Annotated in this window: 7 protein-coding genes; 6 read left to right on the top strand and 1 reads right to left on the bottom strand. The window is 68.3% G+C overall.

The features are described from left to right. Nucleotides 1-38 precede the first annotated feature (38 nt). The 6 genes from ACZ32T_RS20565 (at nt 39) to ACZ32T_RS20540 (ending at nt 9,744) form a co-directional block, all read left to right on the top strand. Nucleotides 39-2,531 carry a glycoside hydrolase family 78 protein gene (locus ACZ32T_RS20565; protein WP_467368167.1) on the top strand — a complete coding sequence of 831 codons (2,493 nt, stop codon included), beginning with the start codon at nt 39-41 and terminating at the stop codon, nt 2,529-2,531. 73 nt (nt 2,532-2,604) lie between these two features. Continuing rightward, nucleotides 2,605-3,666: an alpha/beta hydrolase gene (locus ACZ32T_RS20560; protein WP_467368165.1), complete on the top strand. Its 1,062-nt coding sequence runs from the start codon at nt 2,605-2,607 to the stop codon at nt 3,664-3,666. Nucleotides 3,667-3,745: 79 nt separating this feature from the next. Beyond that, nucleotides 3,746-5,059: a glycoside hydrolase family 1 protein gene (locus tag ACZ32T_RS20555; RefSeq protein WP_467266977.1), complete on the top strand. Its 1,314-nt coding sequence runs from the start codon at nt 3,746-3,748 to the stop codon at nt 5,057-5,059. Between the two features lie 63 nt (nt 5,060-5,122). Then, nucleotides 5,123-6,400 carry a glycoside hydrolase family 1 protein gene (locus ACZ32T_RS20550; protein ID WP_467266975.1) on the top strand — a complete coding sequence of 426 codons (1,278 nt, stop codon included), beginning with the start codon at nt 5,123-5,125 and terminating at the stop codon, nt 6,398-6,400. 108 nt (nt 6,401-6,508) lie between these two features. Continuing rightward, nucleotides 6,509-7,093: a TetR/AcrR family transcriptional regulator gene (locus ACZ32T_RS20545; RefSeq protein WP_467266974.1), complete on the top strand. Its 585-nt coding sequence runs from the start codon at nt 6,509-6,511 to the stop codon at nt 7,091-7,093. 473 nt (nt 7,094-7,566) lie between these two features. Continuing rightward, entirely contained in the window at nt 7,567-9,744 is a 2,178-nt protein-coding gene (locus ACZ32T_RS20540) for a DUF6351 family protein (RefSeq protein ID WP_467368164.1), read from the top strand. A gap of 915 nt (nt 9,745-10,659) precedes the next feature. Here ACZ32T_RS20540 and ACZ32T_RS20535 read toward each other — a convergent pair. After that, the gene (locus ACZ32T_RS20535) at nt 10,660-13,161 is read right to left on the bottom strand and encodes a glycoside hydrolase family 2 TIM barrel-domain containing protein (RefSeq protein WP_467266969.1); all 2,502 of its coding nucleotides are present in this window, start codon (nt 13,159-13,161) and stop codon (nt 10,660-10,662) included. Nucleotides 13,162-13,388 lie beyond the last annotated feature (227 nt).

Below are 13,388 nucleotides of genomic sequence, written 5' to 3'. Positions count from 1 at the left end.
GCGGCCCGGCCCGCAGCACACGAGAGGCAGAGAAACCTGTGAAGACACACTGGCAGGGCACGTTCATCAGTGGAGCTGAGCCGACCGCGGCCGGCGACCCGGCGACCTACTTCCGGCGTGAGTTCATCCTCGCCGAGCTGCCTCGCCGGGCCAGGCTGACGGTGACGGCACTGGGGATCGTCGTCACCCGCCTCAACGGCCTTCGCGTCGGCGACGACGTCCTCTCCCCCGGCTGGACCTCCTACCGGCACCACGTCGACGCCCGGTCGTACGACGTCACCGACCTCCTCGTCGCCGGACCCAACGCTCTGGGCGCGATCGTCGGCGAGGGCTGGGCATCCGGCGCGCTGACCTGGGAGAACAGACGGACGAACTACTCGGACCGGCCGGCACTATTCGCCCAGCTGGAGCTCGAGTACGCCGATCACACCGAGGTGATCGCCACCGACGACCGGTTCCGCGTCGGGGCCGGCGGCGTCCGCGGCAACGGCCTCTACGCAGGAGAGACCTTTGACGCCACGCTCGAGCCCGATGGCTGGACCCAGGCCGGTTTCGATGATGCCCACTGGTCACCCGCCGACCCCTACGAGTGGGACCTGGGGACCCTGCGCGAGCCGATCGCGCCCCCGATCCGCCGCCACGAGGAGCTCGCACCGGTCGAGATCAGGCGGACCGCCGAGGGAACGCACGTCCTCGACTTTGGTCAGGTGATCACCGGCTGGGTCCGTCTTCGTGTCACCGGCCCGAGCGGCACCACGGTGACGGTGCGGCACGCCGAGCTCCTCACTCCCGACGGAGAGCTCGAGCGCGAGACCAACCGCACGGCCGAGGCGACCGACCGCTACGTCCTGCGTGGGGGCGGGCCTGAGACGTGGGAGCCGGACTTCACCTTCCACGGCTTCCGATTCGTCGAGGTCGAGGGCTGGCCGGGCGAGGTCACCGCCGACGACGTCGGCGCCGTGGTCGTCCACTCCGAGATGGCGCGCACGGGGTGGTTCGAGACGTCGTCGGCTCTCGTGACCAAGCTCCACGCGAACACCGTCTGGTCCATGCGCGGCAACTTCGTGGGGATCCCGACCGACTGCCCGCAGCGCGACGAGCGGCTGGGCTGGACCGGAGACCTCAACGCCTTCGCCCCTACCGCCGTCTTCCTCTACGACGTGCGCGACGTCCTCGGCTCGTGGTTGCGCGACCTAGCCGTGGAGCAGGCCGATACCGGCACCGTCCCGTGGGTCGTCCCCGACCTCCAGATGGCCGCGAACACGGCCACGGCCCTGTGGAGCGACGTTGCGGTGAACCTGCCGTGGCAGCTCTACCAGGAGTACGGCGACCCGGCGATCCTCCGCGCTGCCTACCCGTCCATGACAGCGTTCGTCCGCCAGGTCGAGGGCCTCCTCGACAACACGTCCCTGTGGAGCACCGGGTTCCAGTTCGGTGACTGGCTCGACCCCAGCGCCCCTGCTGACAACCCCGCTGGCGGACGCACCGACCGCTACCTCGTCGCCCAGGCGTACTTCTGCCAGACGACCTCCCAGATGGCCCAGACGGCCGACCTCCTCGGCGAGTCGGCCGACGCCGAACACTTTCACGAGCTGCACGGTCGGATCCTGGACGCCTTCCGGCGTGAGTACGTCGCGCCGTCCGGCCGACTCGTCAGCGAGTCGGCCACCGCCTACGCCCTCGCCATCGTGATGGATCTCCTCGACGACGACCAACGATCACGTGCGGGGGACCGGCTGGCTCATCTGGTCGAGCGCGACGGCCACACCATCCAGACGGGCTTCGCCGGCACTCCCCTGCTCACCGAGGCTCTCAGCAGCACCGGACACCTGAGCACGGCGTACCAACTGCTCCTGCAGGAGAAGTGCCCCTCCTTCCTCTACCCGCTGACGCAGGGCGCGACCACGATCTGGGAACGCTGGGACGCCGTCCACCCCGACGGCACGCTCAACTCGACCGGCATGACCTCCCTCAACCACTACGCGCTCGGAGCGGTCGCCGACTGGCTGCACCGAGTGGTGGGCGGACTACAGCGTCTCGAGGCGGGCTGGCGACGCCTGCGGATCGCACCCCAGCCCGGCGGCGGACTGACCTCGGCACGCGTGGCCCACGACACCGTGCACGGGCGGGTCAGCTGCGAGTGGCGGATCGCCGACGGGCGCATGCGCGTCGACGTGCGCGTGCCCGCCGGCACGTCGGCGACCGTCGTCCTCCCTGTCGACCCTGCTGAGCGGACCGAGGAGGTGGGGGCCGGGGACCACAGCTGGGAGTACGAGCTGCCTTCCGGGTTCGGTGTCGCCAGCACCCACACCCTCGACTCGTCGTTCCGCGACGTCCATGGCGACGCGGTGGTGGGCCCGGCGGTGGCGGACCTGCTGGTGCGCTACTTCCCTGACGTGTCGGTGGACGCGGCCCTCAACCTCCTCGGCGACTCGCCGCTGTCGGACGTTGTCGCGTTCGCACCGGACCAGGCGCCGCAGCTCGAGCGCGAGCTGCGCGCGATCCTCGACCGCAACCAGCTCCAGGCATGAGCCGCGGCAACCGTTCGCAGGCACCGCGACGTGCGCAGTGCTTGACGACGCGTCCTCTACCGGAGGTCGTCGAATGACCGTTCCTCCTTTTGTGCGCCGGGAGCTGCGTCCGGCCCGACGCAGCGCAACTGTGTTGGGCCTCGTCGTCCGGTTGGTGCGCGCGCTTCCGTCCTCTGCCCAGAGGGCGGTCATGCAACGGCTCGCAGAAGGTGACCTGCCGGACGTCCCCGACCTCGTGCGCATGCTCGAGGTCAGCGGCGGACTCCCGGACCTGCGTCTTCCTGACGAGGAGTTGCTGGCCCACTCCCCCGAGCTGAGGGCCGTCGAGGTGTCAAAGCCTGTCGTCAACGGCCCAGCCGGACGTGTCCCGGCTCGGCTCTACCGGGCTCCTGGGGTACCTCCGAGCGGTAGCGCGTTGGTCTGGGTGCACGGCGGTGCCTACGTGTTGGGAACGCTCGACATGGCCGAGGCTCACTGGGTCGGCCTGGCCTTGGCCGCACGCGGCGTCCCGGTGCTGTCGCTGGACTACCGCAAGTCACTCGCCGGGGTCCACGCTCCAGCGTCCGCGGATGACGTCATGGCCGGATGGCACTGGGCCGCCAAGCACTCGACCGCCTGGGGCGTCACCTCCGACCAGCTGCACCTGGGCGGAGCAAGCGCTGGAGGTAATCTCGCTGCCGGCGTGGCCAAGCGACTTCGCGACGGCGAAGGTCCCATCCCCGCTTCCATGGTGCTGGCCTACCCGGCGGTGCATCCTGAGCTGCCGTCCCTGGATCCTGCGTTGGTCGGAGCCGTTCGGTCGGCGGCCGGCGCGGTGTACTTCTCGCCGGAGTGGTTCGCCGACATGGCGCTGCACCACGTCGGAGAGGTGAGCGCGCTCGCTGATCCGTACGCCTTTGCGGCCAACGGCGACGTGTCCGGAGTACCCCCGACGCTCATCCTGAACTGCGAGATCGACACGCTTCGGAGCTCCGGTGAAGCGTACGCCGAACAGCTGGCTTCCAGTGGCGTCGATGTCACCGTCCACCTCGAGCTCGACGCGCCGCATGGCTGCCTCAACGAGCCGTTCACGGATCCCGGGCGGAACACGCTGGATCGCATGGCTGACTGGCTCATCGAGCGTGGCGGCCAGTGACCGCACCACCCACCGCACACGACCGGGACACGTCGACGAGAACGAAGACCACGAACGCCACGAGGACCCGGAGAAGACGATGACCAAGCTGACTTTCCCCGACGGCTTCCTCTGGGGTGCCGCGACCGCCGCCCACCAGGTCGAGGGGAACAACATCCACAGCGACTTCTGGGAGTGGGAGACAGACCCCGCGGCGCCTGTACGCGTGGCGGACCGCAGTGGCATCGCGTGCGACCACTGGAATCGCTACCGGCAGGACATCTCCCTGCTGGCCGAGCTGGGGCTGAACACGTACCGATTCTCTGTGGAGTGGGCCAGGATCGAGCCGCGGTCCGGTGAGTTCGACGATGCCGCCCTCAACCACTACTCGGACGTGGTGAACGCCTGCCTCGAGGTCGGCGTGACACCCGTGGTCACCCTGCACCACTTCACCTTCCCTGCCTGGGTAGCCCGTGCCGGGGGTTGGCTGAACCGCGACATCACGGACTACTTCGCTCGGTACACGGCAAAGGTCGTCGAGCGCATCGGTGATCGCGTCCCGTACTTCTGCACCATCAACGAGCCGGGCAACCTCATCACGCGGGCGTACCTGGGCACCTTCCCCACGCCGCCCTTCGTGCAGGACCTCGACTCCTTCGACATGGCTGCAGCCGCGGTGAACCGCACGCACCGCGCCGCTCGCGAGGTGATCAGGGCGGCGTTCCCCCATGCGCGGGTCGGGATGGCACATGCCTTGCAGGACTGGCAGTCCAACGCAGGCGGGACCCACGTCATGGCATGGGCGCGCGAGCTCCACGAGGACCGGTTCCTGGCCGAGACGGCCGACGACGACTTCATCGGCATCCAGACCTACACGCGGCTCGACGTCGACGCCCCGGCCGCCGCCCGCGGTCTGACCGCACTGGTCCTGCGCAGCCGGCGCCTCACCGAAGCCATCCTGCTGCCGTTGCTGCGTCGAACCAGCGCCACCATGGAGTCGGAGGGTTCGTCTGCCACCGGCGAGCGCCGAACCCAGATGGGGTGGCTGTGGGCGCCCACCGCAGTCGAGGTGACGGCGCGCCGCATGGCGGCCCAGTTCCCTGGCAAGGAGCTCCTCATCACCGAGCACGGCGTCGGGACCGAGAACGATCCCGAGCGGATCGAGTTCGTCCACGAGGCGCTGCTGGCCGTGCACCGCATGGTCCAGGACGGTCTGCCGGTCACGGGCTACATCCACTGGACCCTGATGGACAACTACGAGTGGTGGGACGGCTACCGACCCAAGTTCGGGCTTCTCGCGGTGGACCGACAGACGCAGGAGCGCAGCGTCAAGCCGTCGGCGCGTTGGTACGGCGCGGTCGCAGCCGCGAACCACCTGCTTCCCGACCCGGCCGCCGAGGCAGGTCGTGGTTGAGCAAGCAGCGCCGCCAGAGACCTGCGGCCCGTCCATCAGCTCCACGAACGAGAAGAGGAACCCATGAACAGCAACGCATCGAGCACGGCACAAACGGACGGCCAAGCGGTGTCGGCCTTCCCGTCCGACTTCCTGTGGGGCGTCGCGCACGCCGGTCACCAGGTCGAGGGCGACAACGTCGACAGCGACACCTGGTTCGTCGAGAACGTCAGTCCCACCATCTTCTCGCAGCCTTCCGGGAAGGCGGCCAACAACTGGGAGCTGTGGAAGGAGGACATCCAGCTGGCGAAGGACATGGGGCTGAACGCCTATCGGTTCTCGGTGGAGTGGGCCCGTGTGGAACCAGAGGAGGGCGAGTTCTCCGACGATGCGCTGGACCACTACGAAGCCATCGTGGACCGCTGTGTCGAGCTCGGCCTCGCCCCTGTCGTCACCCTCAACCACTTCACGTGCCCGCACTGGTTCGCCAAGCGCGGCAGCTGGCTCGACCCTGCAGCGGCAGAGATCTTTGCCCGCTACTGCGACCGCGTCGTGGAGCGCTTCGGCGATCGGATGGCGTATGCCCTCACCCTGAACGAGCCCAACCTCGCGCATTTGCTGACCTGGGCCGACCTGCCCGACTTCGTTATCGACCTCGCCCGTGCGACCTTCGCAGCGGCGAGCGAAGCCGCCGGGGTGCCGAGATACCGGCTTGCGTTCATCGTGGCGCCCGAGGAGATCCAGGGCTTCGTCGAGGGCATGACCGCCGGGCACAGGGCCGCACGGACCGCGATCAAGGCCCGCCGCGCCGACCTCCCGGTCGGATTCTCGCTCGCCGTCATGGACGACGTGGTGGTCGGCGACGACCCCTCGGTGCGCGACCGCAAGCGCGCCGAGGTCTACCAGCACTGGCTTGAGCTGGCCCGCGAGGACGAGTTCGTCGGTGTCCAGAACTACGAACAGGTGCCTTTCGACGGCAACGGCGTCGTACCACCCCCCGAGGGTGCAGCGACGGGCCACATGGGGACCGTTCTCGCGCCGCCCTCCCTCGCCAATGCCGTGAGGTACGCCCACGAGGTGGCCGGGGTGCCGGTGCTGGTCACTGAGCACGGCGTGGGAAGTTCGGACGACACGCTTCGGGCCGCGTTCATCGAGCCGGCACTGCGCGGGCTTCGCGCGGTGATGGACGAGGGCGTGCCGGTCCTGGGCTATCTGCACTGGTCGTTGCTCGACAACTACGAGTGGACTTTTGGCTACGACGTCCAGTACGGGCTGTTCTCGGTCGACCGCGAGACCTTCGCCCGTACTGCCAAGCCGAGTGCCGAGGTCTTCGCGTCTGTCGCACGTGCGAATGCCGTCTGACCACCGAGAGGGAGACCAGTAACAGAGCACGACGACGTAATCGTCTGTGCCGCACGGGGGGTGGCAGCCCCCCAACCCGTGGTCACTGCGACGTCTAGGCTTGAAACCATGACCCGGACTGGGACGTACGCCAAGGGCGTGATGAAGCGGCGCGAGGTGCTGGAGGCCACCATGAAGGTCCTCGTCCGTGACGGCTACAAGGCCTCACTGCGCGCCATCGCGAAGGAGAGCGGCCTCAGTCTCACCGGCCTGATGCACTACTTCCCGACCCGGGACGAGCTCATGCTGGCTGTGCTCAGAGACATCGATGACCACGTGGCCGAGGAGCTCTTCGAGGCGGGGGCGGCGTTCAGGCCGGGTGACTACCTGGCCGACGTCATGGCGCTGAACGCGACCGAACCCGCGCGCGCCCACCTCTACGTCGCCATGCTGGCGGAGGCGGCGAACCCTGCACATCCTGCCGCAGAGTACATGCGCGAACGCTACGCCATGGGGGTCCGGGTCCTGGCCGAGTGGATCCGCGACCGCCAGGCGGAAGGTCAGCTCGCCTCGACGCTCGATCCGGAGTTCACAGCATCCGCCTTGTTCGCGGCGGCAGACGGCATACAGGTCCAGTGGCTGCAGGACCGGTCGGTCGACATGGCGGCCCACGTCCGGCGGATGTGGGCCGTGCTGACGCAGCGTACTTCGTGACGACTGCCTCCGAGGTCCGTGGCCCGCTGCTGACAGTCGACGACGTCGTGTGGAGCCTCAACCGCCTGACCTAGGACAAAGCCATCACCAAGGGCTATCTCGGGAGCGTCAAGGGCGCCTTGAGGCGACCGGAGATTACGAGGCCGTTTACGTACCAGATGTCGGAAGTCGATGGTCTCGATCAGCCGGATCGCGACGGATGACATCGGCCAAGGGCAGTCAGGAACGACGGGATCAATCAGCCCGGAGTACGTGCTGCCAGCGCATTCACCGGCAGTGCACTACCCGCACGACTGAGGCCTCTGACCTACGCTTCCGCAGTTCAGGGGCCTCAACCCTGTGTCCGCAGAGCAATACGCACCTTGACCCGCACCATCCACCTGGATCCGGCGCAGTGACCGCCGGAGGCACCCGGATCCACACCAACCTCCCCCTGACCGACCACGACAACCGACATGAGAGGTGACGCAATAATGCCCACCGTCCTCCGCCGCAGTGCCCTGGCTGCGGTCTCGTCCCTGGTGATCGCGGCGACGATCGCCCCATCTGCATCGGCGTCACCGATGCCCTCCGATCCGGACGACCCGCTCGTCATCGAGACGGTCTCCGCCCGAGCCGATCTGGTCACCGGCGGCGATGTGCTCGTCCGCGTCCGACCGCCCGCCTCCGACCAGGACACCCCGGTCACCGTCCACGCCGGCGAGGACGACGTCACCGACGCTTTCGTAACCGCCGAGGACGGCCTCGTCGGACTGGTCGACGGACTGCCCGTCGGCACCACCACGTTGACCGCGCAGGCCGGCGAGGAGACCGCCTCGCTGGAGGTGCGCAACCATCCCCTCAGCGGTCCGGTCCTCTCCGGTCCGCAGGTGACGCCGTGGACCTGCGAGACCGAGGCCGCCGGCCTCGGCCCGGCACAGGACAAGGCCTGCTCCGCACCCACGAAGGTCGAGTACTTCTATGAGCCCGCGAGCGGCGGGCCGCTGCGGGCCTACACTGCGGACGTTGGGTGGGACGCGATCGCCGCCACCACCACCGACCAGGGTCAGACCGTGCCATACGTCGTCCGGCGCGAGACCGGGACGCTGAACCGGGCGATCTTCCAGACCGCCGTCCTGGTCGACCCCGGCCACGATCCCACACCCACCGACCCCGGCCCGTGGAACCACAAGCTGTTCTACAAGTTCGAAGGCGGGTTGGGCCCCAACCACCGCCAGGGCACCCCCACCGCGGACGTACTGGACGAGCACGCGCTCGGCCGCGGGTTCGCGGTGGCCTCGGCGACACTGAACACGTTCGGCCAGAACACGAACACGGTCACCTCAGCCGAGACCACGATGATGCTCAAGGAGCACCTCGCCGAGGAGTTCGGCGCTATCCGTTACACCATCGGATTCGGTGGGTCCGGCGGCTCCGTCCAGCAACACACCATCGCCAACGCCTATCCCGGGCTGATCGACGGTCTCATACCCGACGCCAGCTACATGGACCTGTGGACCACGGCCACCGAGATCACCGACTGCGCACTGCTGGATCGCTACTACGCCCGCTCGGCTCTGTCGTGGCTAAATCCGGCCGAGCGTGCCGCCGTCAACGGCCACAAACGACCCAGCTCCTGCCTTGCGTGGGAGACGTTGTTCAACATGGACGACACCGCGGCCGACCCCCGGATCGGCTGCCTGACGTCGCCGAACACGATCCCTCGAGTGCGCGAAGCCGACTGGGTCTACGACCCCGAGCGGAACCCCGACGGTGCCCGCTGCACCCTGCAGGACTACGAACGGGCAGTGCTCGGGGAACGGCCCGCCGAGGTTTGGGGACCGGTCGAGCAACGGCTCGGTCATGGTTTCGCCAACCGCCCCTACGACAACACCGGCGTCCAGTACGGCCTGAAAGCGTTCGAGGCCGGCCGGATCAGCGCGCAGCAGTTCGTCGACCTGAACCAGCGCATCGGCAGCTACGACATCGACCGGCACTGGCAGCCCGAACGCACTCGTGCCGAGGCTGCCGGAGTCGGCGCCGCGTACCGGTCCTCCGGCGTCAACGACGTCCGAGCGCTCGACCGCGTCCCGATCATCGACCTGCGCGCCTCCTCCGACACCGAGATCCACAACGACTTCCGCAGCCACGCGATGCGCGCCCGGCTCGACCAGGCCAACGGGTCCCACGCCAACCAGGTGATCTGGACCTACGGTCTCGGCGACAACAACACCGCCATCCACTGGCGCGCCTTCGACGTGATGGACCGCTGGCTGGCCGGCATCGAGGCCGACGACACCGACGATCCGCTGCCCGCCAAGGTCATCGAGCATCGGCCCGGCGACGCCGTCGACGCCTGCCTGGTGAACTCGGCCTGGGTGACCGACACCGACCGGTGCCGGACCGCCTACCCCTACTACGCCGACCCACGCATCGCCGCGGGCGCACCATTCACCGACGACGTCCTGAAGTGCCGGCTGATCCCGCTCGAACGGGACTCCTACGGCCGTCCGCTCACCGACGCCCAGTGGGCCACCCTGCGCTCGATTTTCCCCGACGGCGTCTGCGACTTCACGCGACCCGGTGACGACAGCGAGCCCTCCCTCCCCTGGCTCAGCTACGCCGACGGGCCTGGCGGCACCCCACTCGGCGACCCACCGGTCTCGCGTTGAACCGCGCGACCCCACCAGCACCAGACACCCCAGATCCAGAAGAGAGCACCATCCCCATGCAGCGCACCTCGTTCAACCACGGCTGGGGTTCTGGCCGGAGGCCAACCAGTTCGCCGAGATCTCCGGCCAGTCCGACCTGTCGAGAGCCGACCGGTCCAGGTCGTTCCCGTCACCGCACCGACGCCGACCTGGCAACCGGCGCCGCCGGTCCGCTGGGTCGAGGAGTGGCGACCTCGCTCGGTCACGCCGCTGCGTGAGGGGGTCTCTATCGTCGCCGCCGGGCAGTAGTACATCGCCGGCTTATCCAGGCCACCACCTCGGCGGGGGTGGCGGTGGGCTGGTGGGTGCGGGACGCGCAAACGGCCCGCCGCGACGGTGACCGAACGGGTGATGGTCATCACCGGGGCGGACAGGGCACGATGAAACGACAACGGAGCTCCTCACGTACAAGCTGTCTTGGTCGACTGCCTGTACCAACGAGCTCCGTTGCTCGTTACCGCGAACATCCTCAACTGCCATGCCTGACCTGCGAAAACGTTAACTACCCGGCCTTGGGTCAAGGCCCCTCAACGACATGGAACTCGTCTGGCGGCAGACGAAGTACCAGGACTATCCGACTATCCCACCCGCGCACAGACCAGCACCGACGGCATCGGCAACGCCGTCGACCACGCCATGTCACACCAACACGACCGGATCCGAGGAAGCAAAGGTAACTTCACCCATGCCGCTTTCCACCGTGTGATGTCGAACTCGGTCCGGCATGTGGCCGACAACGGCGTGGAGTGGGAGGCGGGGCGGCCGCCCGGTGCTCCGAGTCGCATGAGCTTCGTGGTGAGGGAACTCCTGCAGGTGTCAGAGAGCTCAGTGGCAGACGAGGCCGCTTCCCGCTGTCCGACGCCCGGGACGTGCGCGTCAGTGCGCGGAACCAGTTACCTGGACGGTGGTTCGAGCCGTGGTCGGCGATGTGGCTTCGTCGCCGACGACGACCTCCACGGTGCACGTCGCTTCGGGCAGGTCCTCGGCGCGGACGGCCACCGTGATCGTCCCCGGCAGCCCGGTCGGCCGGACGACCGCCAGCGCCTCGCCCTGGTAGGTGGTGCAGGACGAAGCGAGAAACGACTCCTCCGTCGCCGAGCGCGCCGTGCCCAGACCCTGCAGGGTCGCGGGCCCGGACACCGTCACGCTGATCGTCCGGTCATCGACCGGCCGCACCGTGCCCTGCTCGTCCACGACAGCGATGCGCAGGTAAGCGAGGTCCTGCCGGTCCGCGCTGATCGTGTCCCGGTCGCAGGTGAGGTCCATCCGCGTGGCGTCCGATGCGGTGCACAGCCGGGTACTCCCCGCCTCCACACCGTCACGGTAGGCCACCGCCTCGAGGGTGCCCGGCTCGTACGGCACCTCGGCGCGAGCGACGAAGGGGGTCTTTTCGCCGACGGCGACGCGGGCGACCTCAGTGCCGTTCAGCACGAACGCGACCTCGTCGGCATCCGTGTACGCCTCCGCCACGGCCGGTGATCCTGCCGAAACGTCCCAGGTCCAGCTGGCGACCGAGTCGGTCCAGCTCCATGCCTGAGGGTCACGGGCGTGGTCGTGGTGTTCCGGGCGCTGCACCGCCAGGTACGGCTTCCGGCTCAGCCCGAAGACGATCTCGCGGTAATAGGAGATCGGGCGGCGCCGGCCGGTGATGTCGATGTCCCCGCAGTCAGCGGTCAACCAGGGGAACGGCCCTGCGAAGGAGGTGTCCTGCCCCGGGTAGACAGGACGAGCAAAGCCTGCCTCACCCAGGTAGTCCCACCCGGTCCAGGTGAAGTCCCCGATGACGTGGGCGTTCTCGGTGACGAGCCTCCACAGGTCTGCGATATCAGCGGGGAAGGTCTCGGAGCCGACCACGATACGGTTCGGGAACTCCTCCCTGTCCGCCAGGTAGCGCGAACTCGCGTAGTTGAGGCCGACGACGTCGAGCACCGAGGCCGACTCGGCGATCCGCTCGCCCACCTCGGGCAGCGTCATGAGCCCGGCCATCAAGCCGCTCAGCTGCCCGAGGGCCGTGTTGAAACCACCGTCGTCGGCCACAAGACCGGCAGCCTGCGCCTGCGCCATCAGCTCAGGGATCTTTTCAAACACTGTCATCATGCCGTTGATCGCATTGGTAACGAGCCGGGTGGGGTCCTGGGCGCGCACCCGCTCGGCGAGCAGTCGTCCCCAGCGAGCCCCGTGTGGCGTGCCGATCTCGGGGATCTCGTTGCCGACGGAGTAGAAGATGACGCTGGGGTGGTTGAAGTCCTTCGCGACGAGCGCGTCGACGTCCTTCTCCCACCACAGCGGGAACCGGCGTGAGTAGTCGTCGTGGGTCTTGGACCGGGTCCAGATGTCGAAGGTCTCGTCCATGACGAGCATGCCGAGGCGGTCGCAGGCGTCGAGCAGTGCGGTGCTGATCGGGTTGTGCGCGGACCGGATCGCGTTGAAGCCGGCGTCCTTCAGCAGGGCGACACGGCGCTCCTCCGCTCGCGCGAATCCTGCCGCGCCCAGCACGCCGTTGTCGTGGTGGATGCAGGTTCCGCGCAGCTTCACGGTGCGGCCGTTGATCCGCAGGCCCCGTGCGGGGTCCAGGGACAGCGTGCGGATGCCGAACGTGGATGTCGCCTCGTCGATCTGCGTGTCACCGTCGGTCAGGCGCACCGTCGCCGAGTAGAGGTTCGGCTCGTCGACGCTCCAGAGGGCCGGGCGGTTGATGTAGGCGCGCTGCCGGACCGTCACCCGCTCACCGGCGAGCGCGGTGGCCTGGGCGTGGTCCATGGCCACGATCGCGCCCGTCGCGTCGCGGACCTCGAGGAGGACCTCCACTGTTCGTGTCGAGATGCCCTGGTTCACCAGCTCGGTCGCCACCGCGGCCACGGCGATCTCCTCGTCCACCTCCGGGGTGCTGATCCGCAGCCCCGTGGGCGTGACGTGGACGAGGTCGCCGACGAGCAGGTTCACCGGTCGGTACAGGCCCGCGCCGCTGTACCAGCGTGAGTCCTCGTGCGCCTGGACCTCCACCCGGACGGTGTTCACGGCCCCGTATCGCAGGAAGGGGTCCGCCGGGATGTGGAACGTCGAGTACCCGTTGGCCCACTGGCCCGCGAAGGCGTCGTTTATATAGACCATCGCGTCCCGGTAGGCGCCTTCGAACTCCAACGTCACCCGTCGGGTCGCCCACTCCCCGGGCACTTCGAACGACTTCTCGTACTGCCAGCTGCCGGGCCGGAAGTACCCGGTGTGGGAGCCATCCGAGCCTTCGGCGGAGCGCCCGCCCGCGAGCATCACGTCGTGAGGAAGGGTCACCTCCTCGACATCGGTAGCGCCTCCGAGCTGCTCGAAGACGGACGTGAGGCGCGAGACGCGCCATCCCTCGTTGAAGGGTTCTCGGATCACAGGTCACTCCTCGAGTGTCAGGCGCGCGGCTCTGCGCGCCGGTTCGCCATCGAGCCGGCGTGTCGCCTGATCGGCAGTCGTGTCGACGCGATCCAGACAGGGCGCAGCCTAGCGTGTATTCCATATCTCAGCATAGCGTTCTGATAGTCGGAATCACGGCGACCCGTCATTCGTACATTTCGACCGTCCAGGCGATCCGAAAATCGAGGCATCGACGGCCTTCAGGC

Source organism: Streptomyces sp. NPDC023573, from assembly GCF_055559735.1.
The sequence above is the reverse complement of the archived record's forward strand: the minus strand, read 5'-3'. Positions and strand labels throughout refer to the sequence as shown.